Source organism: Pantoea sp. R102 (genome assembly GCF_004916815.1).
In the GTDB taxonomy this organism is placed as follows: domain Bacteria; phylum Pseudomonadota; class Gammaproteobacteria; order Enterobacterales; family Enterobacteriaceae; genus Pantoea; species Pantoea dispersa.
Genome location: NZ_SDFT01000030.1, coordinates 1 through 18862 on the forward strand (window position 1 = coordinate 1; position 18862 = coordinate 18862).

The window sequence follows — 18862 nt, forward strand, 5'->3', positions numbered from 1 at the left end:
ATTATGGCCTTAGTAAACATCAGAAAATAAAAAATAAGAGCGATTATTTCTATCAAAAATATATAGACGGTGCCAGCTATTACTTTCTGATGAGAGTTAACAAGGATGGTACGGCTCAGATTTGCTACCAGCGAAACTTATTGCAGCAGGCGAATGGTAAATCAATGATTGCTGCCCAAGCTTGCGATTGTCCTGATCTTCTTTTTGAACAACGGATTATTGATGCATTTACTAGCGTAGATTTCTACGGATTGGTAATGGTTGAAATTATGATTAGTGAAGGCAAGAGTTGGGTAATTGAAGCAAACCCTCGCTTGTGGGGACCTTTTCAGCTTGCTATCCAGCAAGGCATGTCGCCTGTAGATAATCTTGTTAATTCGAAAAAAGAAAATAAAAATACCAGTAACTATTTGTGGCTTAACGGATTAATTGAGACATGGGTCAAAGGTGGAAAGGTAAGGGACTATTTTTCACTGAATGAATCTTCTCTGTTTTTTATTTTAAAATCTATACCAGGAGACATCTATCTTCATAGGGATACCTGGCGTCTTTTTTTTCTGGAGTTGAGAAAAAACTTTTCCATGTATTATTTCAATAAATTAAATGTTTTTAAGTGGGTGAAGCGCAATGAATAATAATTTAATCGATGAAATTAAAGACAGATTGAAGTCAGAATCCAGTTCTGGCAAACATGCGCTGTACCAGGTATTGCCTGAAGAGCTACGTATTAGGCTTGGTCATGTTGATTATAATCCAGGTTCTCGTTCCGAAGAGGCACGCCTGGATTATATTAAAAATAAAATAAAAATCAAAGACAAGGTGATATTTGATATTGGATGTAACCTGGGTTTTTTCTCACTCTCGTTTCTCAGTTTAGGCGCGGCGCATTTAATCTGTTATGAAGGCAATAAAAACCATGCCGACTTTGTGAAGCAAGCTGCAAATTTACTGGGATACCAAGAAGTAATTACAGTTAACAATAGTTATTATGAGTTTTCAGACTCCTCACTAAGAGCCGATGTTGGCTTGCTTCTAAACGTTTTACACCATGTTGGCGATGACTATGGTGATGCATCCGTTTCAAAAAATAATGCCAGGCATAAAATAATTGAACAGCTAAATAAGGTATCTGAAAGCTGTGAAACATTGATTTTTCAGTTAGGGTTTAACTGGCGCGGTGATAGTAAACTTCCACTTTTTACAACAGGTACAAAAAAAGAGTTGATTGAGTTTATCACTGAAGGAATTGAAGGGTTTTGGCAGATTGAGAGTATTGCTGTAGCTCAAGTTAAGACGGATAAAGAGGTTGTTTATGAGTCGATCAATGAAGGCAATCTGCAGCGGGACGATGCTTTAGGCGAGTTTCTTAATCGGCCTTTATTTATCCTTAAAAGTTTGCGTTATAAACGTAATTAATTTCTGCTGATATTTAACCTCAGTAAGCGGTGATGCGATGAAAGAGAATAAACTGGTTTCAATAATAATACCAGCATATAAAGGTGATTTCTTTGAACTGTCTTTGCAAAGTGCTGTGCAGCAAGATTATCCTGCGGTTGAAATAATAGTTTGCGATGACAGTGATAGCGATTTAATTAGTAACGTTGTCAGGAAATATCAAAACACTACGCCTGTAAAAATATCATATTATAAGAATGAGCAAAGATTACAGGAAATTGGCAATGTCAGACGCTGCCTGTCACTTTCTAACGGTGAGTATGTCAAGTTTCTTTATGACGACGACATATTACGTAAAGATTGCGTTTCTAAACTGATGAAAGCATTCACTGCCTCTTCGGATATAGTGTTAGCTTCCTCGCGCCGCCAGAGGATCAATGAGCAAGGCGATGTTCTTCCTGATATCATGGCCACAGCATATCCTTTTCGTGGAGATGTTATCATTGAAGGGCGAGATTTAATCGCGTTCCTTAGTGATTATATCATCAATTTCATTGGTGAACCTTCATGTGTGCTTTGCCGCCACCAGGACTTAGTAGATCTGGGAGATGAATTATTCTTTCTGAATGGAAAGCGCATGCGTTATCTGGGGGATGTGGCGATTTATGTCAATTTACTCAGTAAAGGAAATTTTGCTTTTCTCAGTGAACCACTTTCGCAATTCCGTATCTCAGAACAGCAAGTCAGCCAGATGGCCGCTTCGGATCAGGAAGCTGTGGCTACAACTTACCAACAATTTCCATTAATGATCGAGAAATTGGGTTGGTACAAAGGCGATCATATCACCAACCAGACAGTGCGCGCATCTGCTCTTACTCATCCAGGAAATTATATTGAATGTAATTTGCTCGCGGCGCTGAGTAGTGCTTTGCATCTTTCAGGTGGCAGTCGTGCTAACAAGAACCTTGATGACTGGTTAAAAAGTCGGGAAATAACGAAAGTCCAGTCTGCTTATATAGAAAATCACCTGTCTTCAATTTCAATTAATAAAGTTGTTGTATATGTGCTTGCCAGAGAAGCAGATAATGAAAGTATTAATGTCACACTAGATAGCCTGGAGAAAAATGCCACACCAGGATTAATAATTCATCCAGTGCTGATCAATGCAAATTTAATTGATTTTACCTCCATTGAGAATCTGAAGAATAGCGATCTGAATGAGTTTGAGCTTGTTAATCAACATTTGTCAGAAGCTACAGTTGACTGGGTTCTCATTCTTAAAGCAGGCTCTATTTTGACTAGCAGTGGTTTATTGCAAATGTCGTTCGCCCTGCCTGATGCGAAAGGATGTGCTGCAGTTTATGCTGATGAGCTTTATCATCAATCTGGTGAGGTGACAGGCTCATCATTTCGGCCTGACTTCAATCTTGATTTGTTACTAAGCCACCCTGCGGAAATGGCAAAACACTGGCTTTATAATCGAAATGTGCTGTTGAATGTGGGTGGATTTGACCCAGCCTACCGTAAAGCATCTGAGTTCGAACTTATTGTTCGTCTGGTCGAGCAATATGGTATCAATAGTATTGGTCATCTGCCAGAACCTCTGGTTATTTCTGAAAGTTTTTTATTAACTGACGAACCAGAGTATCGGGATATTCTTCAGAAGCATTTGCACAGGCGTGGATACACAAAAGGTTGGGTGAAAAACACATGGCCTGGTTTATATAGCCTTCGCTACGAACACGCAAATCAGCCGCTGGTTTCAATTATCATTCCTACTAAAGATCAATTGCCAGTACTCATCACGTGTGTCACTTCTCTTTTAGAAAAGACGCATTATAAAAACTACGAAATTATTGTCGTAGATAATAACAGTGAAACCGCTGAAGCGCAGCAGTGGCTGGCCGGATTAGCTGAAATTGATCCGAAACGCATAAGAGTACTTAGTTATCCCCACCCCTTCAACTACTCGGCCATAAATAATTTTGCAGCTCGTGAAGCCCGTGGTGAGTATTTGGTTTTACTCAATAATGATACAGCAATAATCAATGAAAACTGGTTAGACGAGCTGTTGAATCACGCACAACGGCCCGAAGTTGGGATCGTTGGGGCCAAATTACTTTATCCTGATGGTCGTGTACAGCATGCTGGTGTAATTCTCGGTTTACGTGGTCCAGCTGAGCATCCTTTTATTGGTGAAGCTGCAGACGCACCTGGTTATATGCGCCGCCTGTTGGTTGACCAAAACTACGCCGCTGTTACGGCTGCGTGTCTGATGATTCGTGCAGAAATTTACAGAGAAGTAGGTGGACTCAACGAAGAAGACTTTAAGGTTTCATATAACGATGTTGATCTATGTTTAAAAGTACGTGAATCTGGATATTTAACCGTATGGACACCTCACGCTGTGGTAATGCATGAAGGTAGCGTGAGCCAAAAGCGAGTCGATAAAACAACGCAGGAAAAAAAGATCCGCAGATTTACTGATGAGCAGGATGCTTTTTATCGCCGCTGGATGCCATTAATTGCAAATGATCCTGCATACAACGCTAATCTTTCACTCAATGGTAATGGTTTTGAACTTGAGCAAGGTGATGCTTTAACCTGGCGGCCGCTCTCATGGAAACCAATGCCTGTAATTACCGCATTAATGGCGGATTTTACCGGATGTGGTCAATATAGAATCATTCAGCCACTGAATGCAATGATCTCAGAAGGGCTGGTTGAGGGCAGATTAACGGATGTAATGCAACATGCTTCGGAACTTGCCCGTTATGCACCGGACAGTATAGTGTTGCAAAGGCAGATCACTCCTGAATCGCATGAGTGGTTAAATCGATTGAAGGTGTTACCTGACATTTTTAAAGTTTTCGAGCTTGACGACTACTTACCTAATTTACCGATGAAGAGCATTCATCGTGAACATATGCCTAAAGATATTTTGAAGTCGATTCGTAAAAGTCTCAGTTTGGTAGATCGTTTCATCGTTTCTACCTCAGCGCTGGCAGATGCGTTTTCAGGCGCTCATGCTGATATCAGAGTGGTGGAAAACCGACTTCCGCCAGCTACATGGGGCAACCTGACTAGTTTGCGAGGGCAAAGTAAAAAACCGCGGGTGGGTTGGGCAGGAGGCTCAAGCCATACAGGCGATCTGGAAATGATTTATGATGTGGTAAAGACTCTTTCGGATCGAGTGGAGTGGGTATTCTTCGGCATGTGTCCAGCTAAATTGCGTCCATATATTCACGAATATCATCAGGGCGTTGAGATTAAAGACTACCCAGAAAAACTCGCATCATTAAATCTGGATCTGGCGTTAGCGCCGGTTGAAGATAATTTATTTAACCGCTGTAAGAGTAATTTACGTCTGCTTGAATATGGCGCCTGTGGTTTTCCAGTCATTGCAAGCGACGTTGAGTGTTATCGCTATAACCTGCCAGTGACTTTAGTACGTAACCGTTACAAAGACTGGATTGAAGCCATCGAAATGCACCTGAACGATCGTGATACGTCCTGGCTTATGGGTGATGCGCTGCGCGAGGCAGTAAGAAGTGACTGGCTGTTGACGGGCGAACCGTTAAGGCAGTGGGCAAAGCTCTGGTTGCCTGATTAAGTGAATAAAAAACCCGGTTTAATCCGGGTTTTTTATGCATGAAGCAAATCAGCTATCGTGTTATCAGGCGATAGCTGAACTTTCACTCTGCGGAAAAAAATCCGCGGTAAGTTTATTTTGCCAGTCCGATGCCTCAACCCCCAGCGCCGCTATCCGCGCGGTGTTCATTACGCTGTTTACCGGCCTTGCCGCTGCCATCGGATATTGCGCACTGCCAATCCCTTTCACCAGCACATCCCGCTGCGCGGCCACAAAAATCGCCTGGGCGAATTCGCACCAGCTGACCGCCACATCGCCACAGTAATGATAAACGCCGGCGGCTTCCGCACGGGATGCCAGGGTGATAATCGCCTGTGCCAGATCGCCGGCATAGGTCGGGCAGCCGGACTGATCGTTCACCACGCTGATTTCGCTGCGGGTTTCTGCCAGCCGCAGCATGGTTTTGACAAAGTTTGCACCGTACTCACTGAACACCCATGAGGTGCGAATCACTACGGCGTCCGGCAGCACGGAGAATACACGTTTCTCACCCTCCCATTTGCTCAGTCCGTAGAAATTAATCGGGCAGGGCAGATCGCTTTCGGTATAAGGCGTTTTTTTACTGCCATCAAACACATAATCGGTGGAGAGATGAATCAAGCGGGTGCCCTGCTGGTGAGCGGCGATGGCGAGATTTTCCGGGCCGATGGCGTTGACCTTCATGGCGCGGATACGGTCGGTTTCTGCCTTATCGACCGCGGTATACGCGGCGGCATTGATGATCACATCGGGACGGAATTTCTTCACCACCCGTTCCACCGCCGGGCGGTCGGTAATATCTAACTCGGCAGAGCCACAGGCCAGCAGCACCCACTCTGCCGGCACCCGATCCAGTAAACAACGGCCAAGCTGGCCATAAGCACCGGTTAACAAAACGCGCATTGCACTAACTCCTGCAGGGAGAGTCCTTGTTGATCTTTTACCGATAGCAGAGGCGTCGCTACCGGCCATTGCACCGCAATTTCAGCGTCATTCCACATCAGGCAGGCTTCATCCTGTGGGTTGTAGTAATCAGTACATTTGTATTCGAAGTCAGCGACCTCGGAGAGCACCACAAAACCATGTGCCAGACCCGGTGGGATCCACAGCTGGGTTTTGTTCTCTTCAGACAGCTCCAGCCCGGTCCATTGGCCAAAGGTGGGCGAATCCGCACGGATATCGACGGCAACGTCAAACACCGCGCCGCGTACCACGCGCACCAGTTTGCCTTGCGGCTGGGTTTTCTGAAAATGCAGCCCGCGCAGCACGTTACGCGCCGAACGGGAGTAGTTGTCCTGCACAAAATCCAGGTCGATATCCAGCAGTTGCTGATAACGCCGCTTCTCAAAGGTTTCGAGGAAGAAGCCGCGGGCATCGCCAAACACTTTAGGCTGGATAATTTTTACATCAGCAATTTTCGTGGTGATGACCTCCATCTCACTCCTCCACCAGCATCTTCAGATAGTGACCATACTGCGTTTTGCCGAGATAGGCGGCGCGCTGCAGCAGCGACTCGCTGCCGATCCAGCGCTTGCGCCAGGCGATCTCTTCCAGACAGGCAATTTTGAAGCCCTGGCGCTTTTCAATGGTATGAATGAAGTGTGACGCTTCGAGTAAGCTCTCGTGGGTACCGGTGTCGAGCCAGGCAAAGCCACGTCCCAGCACTTCGACGTTGAGCAACCCATCGTCGAGATACATCTGATTGAGGGTGGTAATTTCCAGTTCGCCGCGGTGAGAAGGGCGAACTTCCCGCGCCATGGCGCAGACGTTTTTATCGTAAAAATAGAGGCCGGTGACGGCATAGTTCGATTTTGGCTGTAGCGGTTTTTCTTCAATGGACAGCGCGCGGAACTGCTTATCAAATTCCACCACGCCGAAGCGCTCAGGGTCCATCACCTGGTAGCCAAATACCGTAGCACCCTGCGGTCGCGCGACCACATCTTCGAGCTTTTTACCAAAGCTTTGACCAAAGAAAATGTTATCGCCCAGCACTAATGCGCAGCGCTCACCGGCAATAAAAGACTCACCGATGATAAACGCCTGGGCCAGGCCATCGGGTGATGGCTGCACCGCAAACTGCAGATTGACGCCGAAATGGCTGCCGTCGCCCAGCAAACGCTGGAATCCCGCCAGATCTTCAGCGGTAGTAATCACCAGGATGTCACGAATGCCTGCCAGCATCAGCACCGAAAGTGGATAGTAAATCATCGGTTTGTCATAAACCGGTAACAGCTGCTTCGATACGCCGCAGGTTACAGGATGCAGGCGGGAACCTGTCCCGCCCGCCAGCACTATACCTTTCATCATTGCCTTCCTTATTACGCGTCTCTGCTCTCCACAGAGTCATGCTGTGAGCATACGAGCGCACAGGAATAATTGATGGCGCGAATAACCGATAAAAAAGCGGGCATTGCCGGGGATAAGCGGAAGGAGAGAAAAGCAGCGCGTGGGCATTCCTGCTGAGCTAAATCAAATTGGGCTCTTACGCGGCAGACGATTTCCCCTTGCGCATCATAACCTCAAAAAAGTAACCATCCTGTTACAGCCTGCGTCAGAACTGCCGATAACCCTCTTCAGAATCATTCCAATTTTTACGCTCTATTTTTCCTGTTTCTGGGGTGTCTATGCGCTTCAATTATGACTTGTTACCGGGTGAGCAACTGACCTTCGATGAGATCGCGCTGCGCTATGCGCAGCAGCATCCTGATGAGAAGGAGCTCACCGCCCGCGGGTTGCTCAGCCCGTCAACCAGCTACCGCAACCTGGTGATCCGCGCGCTGTTTGCGCAGGAGGAGCTGAACAGTCCGCTGGAGGATCTGCTGTTTGTTTCCGACGATAACGAGCGCAAAAACTACCTGCGCCGATTCGAGCATTACCTTAAAAATCAGCAGGCGTTTCTCTATTTTCGTCGTAACGATGAAGCGCGTAAAAGCGGACGCTGGAAAGTGATCGGCGAAACCCGGGTGTACGCGATGCTCGATCCCCGCTCGGCGGAAGCGCAAAACCTGCTCAACAGCCGCGGTTTTAAGCTGGTGCTGATGCGTCAGACCGAAGAGGATGAGTACTGGCAGCTGTTCGATCCGCAGGCGCATCCCTGTTTCCCGCTTTCGCGCAAGATCCAGTTTTTAGTGGTGCTCAGCACGCCGCAGCAGAAAATGCCCAGCGCGGTGATGCCGGGTACTGAAGTGGGGCGGCGCGTCAAGGCAAAAGTGTTCCAGCGCGCCAGCCAGGCGGAGTTCAGCGCGGCGGTGAAAGCGCGCTATGGTGCCTGCATTATTACCGGTACGCGTTTAACCGAGCGCCACAGCTGGCCGTGGGTGGAAGCCTGCCATATCGACACCCAGGAGAATGAAGAGGGCTTTCTGGCGGATAACAGCGTCGACAACGGCCTGTTCCTGCGCAGCGACCTGCAGCGGCTGTTTATCAATAAAATGATTAGCATTGACGCAGAAACCGGTCAGGTGCTGTTTAATTCCGCGCTGGAATGCGACGAGTCCATTAGCCCTTTTTATCAGGCGCTTGAGGGCAAAACCTGTGCGCTGTGGGACGCCGTCCCGCCTGGCACAAGGCAGCGGCTGCGTAATCTGCGCTGAACCTGCGCACAATGGCGGTGCGATCCACCGCCATCCATAACAAATTTGAAATAACCTCGCTTTTGCCTGCCTATTCTGCCAATCGAAACCGCTACAGAATTGGATAATCATGCCGATAACTTTATTAACGCAGGGTAGTCAACGTGAACGATCTCTATACCGCCGATGGCGTGATGGATAAACATTCGCTCTGGCAGCGCTACGTTCCTCTGGTGCGGCATGAAGCGCTGCGCCTGCAGGTGCGTTTGCCAGCCAGCGTTGAGCTTGACGATCTGCTGCAGGCCGGTGGTATTGGCTTACTGAATGCCGTGGAGCGCTATGACGCGCTGCAGGGCACCGCCTTTACCACCTACGCCGTGCAGCGTATCCGGGGCGCAATGCTGGATGAGCTGCGCAGCCGCGACTGGGCACCACGCAGCGTACGTCGTAATGCGCGCGAGGTGGCCGGCGCTATGCATCAGGTAGAGCAAGCGTTGGGGCGCGCGGCTACCGAGCAGGAAGTGGCTGAGCGGTTGAATGTTTCGCTGGAAGAGTACCGGCAGATTCTGCTGGATACCAATAACAGCCAGCTTTTCTCGTACGACGAGTATCGGGAAGAACACGGCGACAGTGCGGAACTGGTCACGGAGGGGCATGAGGAAGCCAACCCGTTGCATCAGTTAATGGAAGGAAACCTGCGTGAACGCGTGATTGAAGCGATTGAGGCGTTGCCTGAACGCGAAAAATTGGTGCTCACACTGTACTACCAGGAAGAACTGAACCTGAAAGAGATTGGCGCGGTGCTGGAAGTGGGGGAATCCCGCGTCAGCCAGTTGCACAGTCAGGCGATCAAACGCCTGCGGGCCCGTTTGACGGGAGCGCGCTAACAGACTCAGTTCCTGGGGAACCAAAAATAAAAAAACCGGGGACTCAGCAATGGGAGCCAAAGTTAAAGCCAGACCGTTAAGTCGCTACCTTAAAGACTACAAACACAGCCAAAGCAACTGTTCACACTGTGGCAAAGTTTTAGACCGTATGGCGTTAGTGTTCCGCGGCCAGATCATCAATAAAGAGGCCATCGCACGCATGGACCAGATGATTGACGATCAGGTATGGATGAAACTCCAGCCGGAACTGACGGCGCTGTGCCGTTTCTGCAGCGATATTTTTTGTAATACCCATCCGAATTACTTCGATATCATGGCGTTCAAACAATATCTGTTTGAGCAGACCGAGATGAGTCACAGTACCATTCGTGAATATGTGGTGCGTCTGCGTCGTCTTGATGACATGCTGAAAGCGAAAAATTTCCCGGCAGAAAGGTTACGGGGCAACAGCTGGCATGAGTGTCTGCAAAACGATCTGCCCGATGCGGGCAACAATAACTACCGTATTGCACTGCGCAAATATGACCAGTTCTTAGGCTGGCAGCGCGGCTAAGGGTGATTCAGCCCCGGTTACTGGTGAGCATGCCAGCAACCGGGGCGCGTCGCGATCAATTCCGGATGCGACTTTTCTCATCTTCTGCAACACTGTAGGGATAACTGCACATTGCCCGAATGGAGGCTGCATTGTCCTTACATCTTCTGCACCAGTTTCCCCGTCTTGAACTGCTTGGCGCACCGACGCCATTAGAGCATTTGCCACGCCTGTCTGATTACCTCGGACGCGATATCTTTATTAAACGTGATGACGTCACGCCGGTGGCGCTGGGCGGTAACAAGCTGCGTAAACTGGAGTTTCTCGCTGCCGATGCGTTGCGAGAAGGTGCCGATGTGCTGCTGACCGCTGGTGCGATCCAGTCCAACCACGTGCGCCAGACGGCAGCCGTGGCGGCGCGTCTCGGCCTGAAGTGCGTGGCGCTGCTGGAGAACCCGATTGGCACCGACGCCGCCAACTACCTGAGCAACGGCAACCGCCTGCTGCTGGACCTGATGGATGTCGAGGTCGTGATAGTTGATGCGCTGCACAATCCACCGCAGCAGTTGGCAGAGCAGGCAGAACGGCTGGAAGCGCAGGGCTTCCGGCCTTACATTGTGCCGGTGGGCGGCTCGAATGCGCTTGGCGCGCTCGGCTACGTCGAATGCGCGCAGGAGATCGCCCATCAAAGCGAAGGCGTGGTGGATTTCGCTGCGGTGGTGGTGGCGTCGGGCAGTGCCGGGACGCATGCCGGGCTGGCGGTCGGTCTGGAACAGCTGCTGCCGAATAGCGAGCTGGTGGGCGTGACGGTGTCGCGCAAGGTTGAGGCGCAGCTGCCGGTGGTGGAGCGCATTCGCAGCGCGCTGGCACAGCAGCTGGAGCTGGAAGCGCGTGCGCCGCTAACCCTGTGGGATGACTATTTTGCGCCGCGCTACGGCGAACCCAATGACGAAGGCATGGAAGCGGTGCGCCTGCTGGCGCGGCTGGAGGGCATTATGCTCGACCCGGTCTACACCGGCAAAGCGATGGCGGGTCTGATCGATGGCATCAGCCAGAACCGTTTCCGCCGGGAAGGGCCGCTGCTGTTTGTGCATACCGGCGGCGCACCGGCGTTATTTGCTTATCATCCTTCGGTATGAGACAGCAGCAGAAAAAGGTTTATAATTCAGCGGTTATTACAAAGAGCACATGCCGGAGCGGTACCCTTTATTGCGAGATAAAGCGCCGCGCCCAAAATGAGCGTTAATTAACCATAAGCACACAACACATCACAATAATGGGGTAAACATGGCTTTCTCTCCGATTCGTCGCCAGCTGGTGATGGGAATGATGGCGGTCGCACTGGTGGCGGGCGTGAACGTAAAAAGCTTTGCGGCAGAAGATTTGCTGGCGCAGGTCAAGAGCAAAGGTGAGCTGCGCGTCGGGCTGGAAGGCACCTATCCGCCGTTCAGCTTCCAGGATGAAAACGGCAAGCTGACCGGTTTTGAAGTCGAGTTTGCCCAGGAGCTGGCAAAACACCTCGGCGTGAAAGCGGATCTCAAACCGACCAAATGGGACGGTATGCTGGCCTCGCTGGATTCCAAACGTATCGACGTGGTGATCAACCAGGTGACCATCTCCGACGAGCGCAAGAAGAAGTATGACTTCTCCACGCCGTACACCATCTCTGGCGTGCAGGCGCTGACGCTGAAGAAGAACGCGGGCTCGATCACCAAACCGGAAGATCTGTCCGGCAAGAAAGTTGGCGTGGGTCTCGGTTCTAACTATGAGCAGTGGCTGCGCGACAACGTCAAAGGCGTCGATATCCGCACCTATGATGATGACCCAACCAAATATCAGGATCTGCGTTCAGGCCGCGTTGATGCCATTCTGGTTGACCGCTTAGCCGCGCTGGATCTGGTGAAGAAAACCGGCAATACCATGGCGGTGGCTGGCCCGGCGTTCTCCCGTCTGGAAGCGGGCGTGGCGCTGCGCAAAGGCAATGAATCGCTGCTGAAAGCGATTGATGGTGCGATTGCCGACATGCAGAAGGATGGCTCGCTGAGCAAGCTGTCTGAGAAGTGGTTCGGCGCGGACGTCACGAAATAATGCAGGAAAGTTTACAGCTGGTGCTGGATTCAGCACCTTTTCTGCTGAAGGGCGCGCTGTTCACGCTGCAGCTGAGTATCGGCGGGATGTTCTTCGGCCTGATACTCGGCTTCGTGCTGGCGCTGATGCGCCTGTCACGCTTCTGGCCGGTTAACTGGCTGGCGCGTTTCTATGTGTCTATCTTTCGCGGCACGCCGCTGATTGCCCAGCTGTTTATGATCTACTACGGTCTGCCGCAGTTTGGCATTGAGCTCGACCCGATTCCATCGGCGATGATTGGTTTGTCGCTCAACACCGCGGCCTATGCCTCGGAATCGCTGCGTGGCGCGATTGCGGCTATTGAGCGCGGTCAGTGGGAAGCGGCCGCCAGTATCGGCATGACGCCGTGGCAGACGCTGCGTCGCGTTATTCTGCCGCAGGCGGCGCGCACCGCACTGCCACCGCTCGGTAACAGCTTTATCAGCCTGGTGAAAGATACCTCGCTGGCGGCCACCATTCAGGTGCCGGAGCTGTTCCGGCAGGCGCAGCTGATCACTTCGCGCACCCTGGAAGTGTTCACCATGTATCTGGCGGCCTCGCTGATTTACTGGGTGATGGCTACGGTGCTGTCGGCGCTGCAAAACCGGCTGGAAGCGCACGTCAATCGTCAGGATCGGGAGGCAAGATGAGTGCAATTGAAGTCCGTCAGCTGGTGAAACAGTTTCACGGCCAGACGGTGCTGCACGGTATCGATCTCGATGTCGCGCCCGGCGAAGTGGTGGCGATCATCGGTCCGAGCGGTTCGGGCAAAACCACGCTGCTGCGCAGTATTAATCTGCTGGAAGTGCCGGAAAGCGGCCTGGTCAAAGTCGGTGACATCAGCATCGACGCCAGCCTCGGCCTGCACAAGCAGAAGGATAAAGTGCGGCAACTGCGCCAGCAGGTCGGCTTTGTGTTCCAGAACTTCAATCTGTTCCCGCACCGTTCGGTGCTGGAGAACATCATTGAAGGGCCGGTGATCGTCAAAGGCGAAGCGAAGGCGGAAGCCATTGCGCGCGCACGCACGCTGCTGGAGAAGGTCGGTCTGCACGGTAAGGAAGAGAGTTTCCCGCGCCGGCTTTCCGGCGGTCAGCAGCAGCGCGTCGCAATTGCCCGGGCGCTGGCGATGCATCCGCAGGTGATTCTGTTCGATGAGCCAACCTCGGCGCTGGATCCTGAACTGGTGGGCGAGGTGCTCAGCACCATCCGCGCGCTGGCGCAGGAGAAACGCACTATGGTGATCGTTACGCATGAGATGAGCTTCGCGCGTGACGTCGCCGATCGCGCCATCTTTATGGATCAGGGGCGTATTGTGGAGCAGGGCCCGGCGAAAGCGCTGTTCAGTAATCCGCAGCAGGCACGCACCCGGCAATTTCTCGACAAGTTTCTCAATCAATAATCTCTCCGGGCCGGTTCGCTGGCCCGAATTATTTCCCCGCTAGCAAAATATTAAATGCCGCGCTTACCTTTTTGACGCATTATTAAATTTATTTTCCGGCGATATAATTAATGCTGGTTTACTCCGCTGCGGAATGTTCTTAATTTCCGTGCGGCAATACGTGCGCGGCGCACCGTCAAATTACGCCATGAATGCTTAAATAACAGTCGTTCACGGGCGAAAATCCGGGCGGTCAGTTTATCTCTGGTACTGTAAAGTATTGTTATATCAGGACCAGCGAAAAAGTTTTAGGAGTTTCGCTAGAGTCAGTCCCTGCTGCTTGTTGAATAATCGTTGAATAACCATAAAGGCTTCACTGCCTGTTTCTTCATTCTTCTCCTTTAAGACCTACACCGCAGCAGGAGTCAAAAATATGAATAACGCCAGGAAAGAAGATATTGCATGGGTGAATACCCTGAAAGGGGTGTGCATATTACTGGTGGTGCTGTACCACACCGTATTACCGGGCTTTGAAGGCACGGTTAAATATCTCAGCGCCGGCTGGATCCCGGCGGAAATATGGGTGCAGTTTAATACGGTGTTATCACCGTTGCGTATGCCCGCCTTTTTCTTCGTCTCCGGCCTGCTTGCCACCAACGGCATTCTCAACCGGCCGTGGAAACAGGTGTTTACCAGCCGCATTACCAATCTGTTCTATCTCTATGTGCTGTGGGGCTTTATTCAGTGGTGGTCGATTGTCGGCATTTCGACTGAAATCACCGGCCAGCGTATCTCGCAGAACCTCAACGCGGCTTATGCCGGTTCGCTGCTGGAGTTCCTTAAGCTGACCTTCCTGGCGATGAGCACCTCGTGGTATCTGTACGGTCTGGCGATCTACTTCCTGTGCGCCAAAATCTTCCGTCAGCACAAAATGGCGCTGCTGGTGGCGGCGGTGGTGCTGAATTATCTGGCGGTGGAGAAGATCATTCCCTACTGGGGACCGCAGAGCGTGGCGCAGTACTTCCTGTTCTTCCTGCTGGGCGCGTTCTGGAGCCCGCTGATGTTGCGCCTGAGTCAGCTGCGCCGCGAGAACCTTCTGCCGTGGGCCGCGCTGGCCGCACTGTCCGGCCTGCACGTGATTTTTGGCCTCGATAAGAGCCTGTTCATGTGCATCATCGCGGTGCTGGTGAGCGTGGCGGCGTGCCGCTGGCTCAACGCGCACTTCAGCATGCGTTACTTCAACTGGATTGGCCGCAACACGCTGCAGATCTACGTTATCCACCGCATTTTTATTGAGTTCTTCGGCATGTCGGCGATTCTGTTTGCGCAGCGCCATCATCTGTTTGAGCAGGCGTGGTTCGCGCTGCTGTGGGCGTGCTTCTATCCGCTGGCAATTGTCGGCATCTGTTCGCTGTGTTCGATGGCGGTGTGGTCGCTGACCAACCGCGGGCTGGGGCAGTCGCTGTTTGTGTTCCCGACGCTGATTGGTTTGAAACGCAGTAAGTCGGTGGCGTGATGTGCGCTGTTAAGTTTTAAAGTGGTACAAAAACGAGGGCACATTTCGTAGCGGCGCGATTCATCGCACAATGAATAGCGCCGCTACGGCCTTATTGCAACTTGCGGTGTCCTTCACCGATCTCCATTACGCCATCCATGGCGATCCTGCTTTACTTAACCAATGGTCATCAGGCTGGCGTTGCCGCCGGCGGCCGCGGTATTGACGCTCAGCGAGCGCTCAATCAGCAGACGTTCCAGCAGCAGATTGGTCTCGCCGCGGGCAAAGCCCTGCACTGACACAATCGCGCCTTCGCGGGCGGCAATCTGTTCGCACAGGCTGCGCAGCTGATCGGCATCGCCGTGATAGATCACCGCATCAAACTCCGCCGCCAGCACATCTTTCGCCAGCGTGATGCGCGCCTGCACCGCGGCCGGCAGCGACTGGCGCAGCGTCCGATGCAGCTCGTCATCCTGCCACAGTGCCTGGCTACCGACGCTGGTGACCGCCGCCAGCTGAATCAGCGCATCCTGCTGATTGTCCGCGATACACAGTACCCGATCGCGCGGCAGCAATGTAAAGGTGTTGCGCTCACCGGTCGGGCCCGGCAGCAGTCGCACGGTCCCGGCCTGACTCAGCGCATCGAAACGCTGACACAGCGCCAGCAGCTCCGGCTTATCCTGTGCCCAGCTCTGCAGTGCCTGATGCGCGCTCATTAGCGTGGCGCGCACGCTGCTGTCCACCGGACGCTCCGCATCCTGACGATCAAAGGTGATGCGCAGCGCACCGTCCGGACGATTGGCCAGCAGGCGGTAGAGATAGAGCGGACCGCCGGCTTTCGGACCGGTGCCGGACAGACCTTCACCGCCGAACGGCTGCACACCGACCACCGCGCCGACCATGTTACGGTTAACGTACAGGTTGCCGACTTTCGCCCCGGCCGTCACCTGCGCAATGGTTTCGTCGATACGGGTATGCACGCCGAGCGTCAGGCCATAGCCTGAAGCGTTAATCTGCTCAATCAGCTGCGGCAGGTTGTTGCGTGCAAAGCGCACCACGTGCAGCACCGGACCGAACACCTCTTTATCCAGATCGCTCACCTGATCGAGCTCAATCAGCGTCGGTTTGATAAAGGTGCCGCTGTGCCACTCTTTGCTGTCCTGCGCATGCTCCTGCACCGCCTGATACACTTTGAAGCCTTTATTGCGCATCGCCTGGATATGGCGCTCGATGTTGGCTTTGGCTTCAGCGTCGATCACCGGACCGACGTCGGTCGACAGACGCTCCGGATTGCCCATGCGGCATTCGGCCATGGCACCACGCAGCATCTTCAGCGTGTGGTCAGCCACATCGTCCTGGATGCACAGCAGACGCAGCGCCGAGCAGCGCTGGCCGGCGCTGTCAAACGCGGACGCCACGATATCCACCACCACCTGTTCGGTCAGCGCTGAAGAGTCGACGATCATGGCGTTCATGCCGCCGGTTTCGGCGATCAGCGGCGTCGGGCGACCCTGCGGATCGAGACGGCCAGCCAGGTTGCGCTGCAGCAGGGTGGCGACTGCGGTTGAGCCGGTGAACATCACGCCGCGCACCCGCTCGTCGCCGGTCAGCTGCGCACCCACCGTTTCGCCCTGACCGGGCAGCAGTTGCAGCACGCCGGCCGGTACGCCGGCATCCAGCATGATCTGCACCGCCTGCGCGGCAATCAGCGGCGTCTGCTCGGCGGGTTTCGCCAGCACGCTGTTGCCTGCTGCCAGGGCGGCGGCAATCTGGCCGGTGAAGATCGCCAGCGGGAAGTTCCACGGGCTGATGCACACTACCGGACCGAGCGGGCGATGGGTTTCGTTATCGAAATCGTCACGCACCATGCCGGCGTAGTAATAGAGGAAGTCCACCGCTTCGCGCACTTCGGCAATGGCGTTGTTGTAGGTTTTACCCGCCTCACGCACCAGCAAACCAATCAGCTGCTGCATCTGGTCTTCCATCGTCTGGGCGGCACGTTCGAGGATCGCGGCGCGCTCCTGCGGCGGCGTGGCGAACCAGATCGGTCCGGCATTCACCGCGGCATCCAGCGCACAGGAGACCTCTTCAGGGGTGGCTTCCCGCACGCTACCGACGATATCCGCCGGCGTGGCCGGGTTGATCACCGCGCGGCTGCTGCCGCTACCCAGCTCGCCATCAATGATCGGCTGAGCCTGCCACGGCTGGCTGGCGCTGGAGAGCAGGGCGCTGGAGAGCGACGCCAGGCGGTGTTCGTTGGCCAGATCCAGACCGGCAGAGTTAACACGCTTGTCGCCATACAGATCGCGCGGCAGCGGAATCTTCGGATGCGGCAGGCCAATGGCGCCTTCTGCGACACCCATTTTCTCCACCGCAGCCACCGGGTCGGCCACCAGCTCGTCAATCGGCAGCGTGTTGTCAGCGATGCGGTTGACGAACGAGGTATTGGCGCCGTTTTCCAGCAGGCGACGCACCAGGTAGGCCAGCAGCGTTTCGTGGGTACCGACCGGCGCATAAATCCGGCACGGCCGGTTCAGCTTGCCGTCGGCCACTTTGCCCACCACCTGCTCGTACAGCGGTTCGCCCATGCCGTGCAGGCACTGGAACTCGTACTGGCCAGGATAGTAGTTGTTGCCCGCCAGCTGGTAGATCGCCGCCAGGGTATGGGCGTTGTGGGTGGCAAACTGCGGATAAATCAGGTTAGGCACCGCCAGCAGTTTACGCGCGCAGGCGAGGTAGGAGATGTCGGTATACACCTTGCGGGTATAAACCGGATAGCCTTCAAGGCCTTCCATCTGCGCGCGTTTGATTTCGCTATCCCAGTAAGCGCCTTTCACCAGACGGATCATCAGACGACGGCGGCTGCGCTGCGCCAGATCCACCAGCGCATCAATCACAAACGGGCAGCGCTTCTGATAAGCCTGAATCACGAAACCGATGCCGTTCCAGCCTTCCAGCTCCGGCTCAAAACAGAGTTTTTCCAGCAGATCGAGCGACAGCTCCAGGCGATCGGCTTCTTCAGCATCGATGTTGATGCCGATGTCATACGAGCGCGCCAGCAGCGTCAGCGATTTCAGGATCGGATAAAGCTCTTCCATCACCCGCTCATACTGCGCGCGGCTGTAGCGCGGATGCAGTGCCGACAGCTTGATGGAAATGCCCGGACCTTCATAAATGCCGCGTCCGTTGGAGGCTTTACCAATAGCGTGAATCGCCTGCTGATAGGAGATCAGATAGGCTTTGGCATCGCTGGCGGTGAGTGCCGCTTCGCCCAGCATGTCATACGAGTAGCGAAAGCCTTTCTCTTCCAGCTTGCGCGCGTTGGCCAGCGCCTCGGCGATGGTTTCGCCAGTGACAAACTGTTCGCCCATCAGGCGCATCGCCATATCCACGCCTTTGCGGATCAGCGGTTCGCCGCTCTTGCCGATGATGCGGTTCAGCGATTTAGACAGGTTGGCTTCATTGTGCGTGGAGACCAGACGACCGGTAAAAAGCAGGCCCCAGGTGGCGGCGTTGACGAACATCGACGGGCTGCGGCCCAGATGGGACTGCCAGTTGCCGTTGCTGATTTTATCGCGGATCAGCGCATCGCGGGTGGGCTTGTCAGGAATACGCAGCAGCGCTTCCGCCAAGCACATCAGCGCCACGCCTTCCTGCGACGAGAGCGAGAACTCCTGCAGCAGGCTTTGCACCATGCCGGCGCGTCCGGTTGCCCCTTTTTGGTGCCGTAGCTTGTCCGCCAGGCTGTAAGCCAGCGAAAAGCCCGAAGCACGTACTTCAGCGGGCATGATCTCCGCCAGATACACCACCATCGCGCCGTTATAGCTGGCATACAGGAACGATAACCACAGCTCCGCTTCCACCAG

The 18862-nt window shown here is 53.3% G+C and carries 15 protein-coding genes; 11 read left to right on the forward strand and 4 right to left on the reverse strand.

The window, feature by feature from the left end:
• The 3 genes from ERD80_RS22400 to ERD80_RS04015 all read left to right on the forward strand — a co-directional run.
• On the forward strand, window positions 1–635 hold a 635-nt coding region (locus ERD80_RS22400), incomplete at its 5' end, for a hypothetical protein (protein ID WP_211145559.1).
• Window positions 628–1416: a class I SAM-dependent methyltransferase gene (locus ERD80_RS04010; RefSeq protein ID WP_136545833.1), complete on the forward strand. Its 789-nt coding sequence runs from the start codon at window positions 628–630 to the stop codon at window positions 1414–1416. The genes ERD80_RS22400 and ERD80_RS04010, both read left to right, overlap by 8 nt.
• 37 nt (window positions 1417–1453) lie before the next feature.
• Window positions 1454–5008, forward strand: a complete 3555-nt coding sequence (locus tag ERD80_RS04015) for a glycosyltransferase (RefSeq protein WP_136545835.1) — start codon at window positions 1454–1456, stop codon at window positions 5006–5008.
• A gap of 63 nt (window positions 5009–5071) precedes the next feature.
• Here ERD80_RS04015 and rfbD read toward each other — a convergent pair whose 3' ends face one another.
• The 3 genes from rfbD to rfbA are packed head-to-tail and all read right to left on the reverse strand — an operon-like array spanning window position 5072 to window position 7330.
• Complete coding sequence (gene rfbD / locus ERD80_RS04020) at window positions 5072–5929, reverse strand: dTDP-4-dehydrorhamnose reductase (protein WP_136545837.1); 858 nt, start codon at window positions 5927–5929, stop codon at window positions 5072–5074.
• Window positions 5914–6462, reverse strand: a complete 549-nt coding sequence (gene rfbC, locus ERD80_RS04025; protein ID WP_021509897.1) for a dTDP-4-dehydrorhamnose 3,5-epimerase — start codon at window positions 6460–6462, stop codon at window positions 5914–5916. Before rfbC ends, rfbD begins: the two co-directional genes overlap by 16 nt.
• A 1-nt stretch (window position 6463) precedes the next feature.
• Complete coding sequence (gene rfbA, locus ERD80_RS04030; RefSeq protein ID WP_125310830.1) at window positions 6464–7330, reverse strand: glucose-1-phosphate thymidylyltransferase RfbA; 867 nt, start codon at window positions 7328–7330, stop codon at window positions 6464–6466.
• 320 nt (window positions 7331–7650) lie between these two features.
• Here rfbA and ERD80_RS04035 point away from each other — a divergent pair, with 320 nt between their 5' ends.
• The 8 genes from ERD80_RS04035 (at window position 7651) to ERD80_RS04070 (ending at window position 15017) form a co-directional block, all read left to right on the forward strand.
• Window positions 7651–8619, forward strand: coding sequence for an HNH endonuclease signature motif containing protein (locus ERD80_RS04035; RefSeq protein ID WP_021509899.1), 969 nt, complete (start codon window positions 7651–7653; stop codon window positions 8617–8619).
• A gap of 143 nt (window positions 8620–8762) precedes the next feature.
• Window positions 8763–9485: an RNA polymerase sigma factor FliA gene (locus ERD80_RS04040; protein ID WP_021509900.1), complete on the forward strand. Its 723-nt coding sequence runs from the start codon at window positions 8763–8765 to the stop codon at window positions 9483–9485.
• 49 nt (window positions 9486–9534) lie between these two features.
• Window positions 9535–10038: a flagella biosynthesis regulatory protein FliZ gene (fliZ, locus tag ERD80_RS04045; RefSeq protein ID WP_031280184.1), complete on the forward strand. Its 504-nt coding sequence runs from the start codon at window positions 9535–9537 to the stop codon at window positions 10036–10038.
• 131 nt (window positions 10039–10169) lie between these two features.
• Window positions 10170–11156 carry a D-cysteine desulfhydrase gene (locus tag ERD80_RS04050; protein ID WP_136545839.1) on the forward strand — a complete coding sequence of 329 codons (987 nt, stop codon included), beginning with the start codon at window positions 10170–10172 and terminating at the stop codon, window positions 11154–11156.
• A 148-nt stretch (window positions 11157–11304) separates the two neighbouring features.
• The gene (tcyJ, locus tag ERD80_RS04055; RefSeq protein ID WP_021509903.1) at window positions 11305–12105 is read left to right on the forward strand and encodes a cystine ABC transporter substrate-binding protein; all 801 of its coding nucleotides are present in this window, start codon (window positions 11305–11307) and stop codon (window positions 12103–12105) included.
• A complete protein-coding gene (tcyL, locus tag ERD80_RS04060; protein ID WP_058757420.1) occupies window positions 12105–12773 on the forward strand; it encodes a cystine ABC transporter permease in 669 nt (222 codons plus the stop codon). The genes tcyJ and tcyL overlap by 1 nt, the downstream gene beginning before the upstream one ends.
• Window positions 12770–13522: an L-cystine ABC transporter ATP-binding protein TcyN gene (gene tcyN, locus ERD80_RS04065; RefSeq protein WP_136545841.1), complete on the forward strand. Its 753-nt coding sequence runs from the start codon at window positions 12770–12772 to the stop codon at window positions 13520–13522. The genes tcyL and tcyN overlap by 4 nt, the downstream gene beginning before the upstream one ends.
• Before the next feature lie 412 nt (window positions 13523–13934).
• Window positions 13935–15017 (forward strand): acyltransferase family protein, encoded by a 1083-nt coding sequence (locus tag ERD80_RS04070; protein WP_136545844.1) that lies wholly within the window; start codon window positions 13935–13937, stop codon window positions 15015–15017.
• Window positions 15018–15172: 155 nt separating this feature from the next.
• On the opposite strand, the gene putA is transcribed toward ERD80_RS04070, so the two are convergent.
• The coding region (gene putA, locus ERD80_RS04075) for a trifunctional transcriptional regulator/proline dehydrogenase/L-glutamate gamma-semialdehyde dehydrogenase (protein WP_248295820.1) at window positions 15173–18862 on the reverse strand (3690 nt) is incomplete at its 5' end.

What these genes read in the sequence shown, in the direction of transcription:
- rfbC (WP_021509897.1), bottom strand. Translation starts at nt 6,462, where the DNA reads ATGGAGGTCATCACCACGAAAATTGCTGATGTAAAAATTATCCAGCCT.
- tcyJ (WP_021509903.1), top strand. Translation starts at nt 11,305, where the DNA reads ATGGCTTTCTCTCCGATTCGTCGCCAGCTGGTGATGGGAATGATGGCG.
- rfbD (WP_136545837.1), bottom strand. Translation starts at nt 5,929, where the DNA reads ATGCGCGTTTTGTTAACCGGTGCTTATGGCCAGCTTGGCCGTTGTTTA.
- ERD80_RS04010 (WP_136545833.1), top strand. Translation starts at nt 628, where the DNA reads ATGAATAATAATTTAATCGATGAAATTAAAGACAGATTGAAGTCAGAA.
- rfbA (WP_125310830.1), bottom strand. Translation starts at nt 7,330, where the DNA reads ATGAAAGGTATAGTGCTGGCGGGCGGGACAGGTTCCCGCCTGCATCCT.
- fliZ (WP_031280184.1), top strand. Translation starts at nt 9,535, where the DNA reads ATGGGAGCCAAAGTTAAAGCCAGACCGTTAAGTCGCTACCTTAAAGAC.
- ERD80_RS04035 (WP_021509899.1), top strand. Translation starts at nt 7,651, where the DNA reads ATGCGCTTCAATTATGACTTGTTACCGGGTGAGCAACTGACCTTCGAT.
- tcyN (WP_136545841.1), top strand. Translation starts at nt 12,770, where the DNA reads ATGAGTGCAATTGAAGTCCGTCAGCTGGTGAAACAGTTTCACGGCCAG.
- tcyL (WP_058757420.1), top strand. Translation starts at nt 12,105, where the DNA reads ATGCAGGAAAGTTTACAGCTGGTGCTGGATTCAGCACCTTTTCTGCTG.
- ERD80_RS04070 (WP_136545844.1), top strand. Translation starts at nt 13,935, where the DNA reads ATGAATAACGCCAGGAAAGAAGATATTGCATGGGTGAATACCCTGAAA.
- ERD80_RS04015 (WP_136545835.1), top strand. Translation starts at nt 1,454, where the DNA reads ATGAAAGAGAATAAACTGGTTTCAATAATAATACCAGCATATAAAGGT.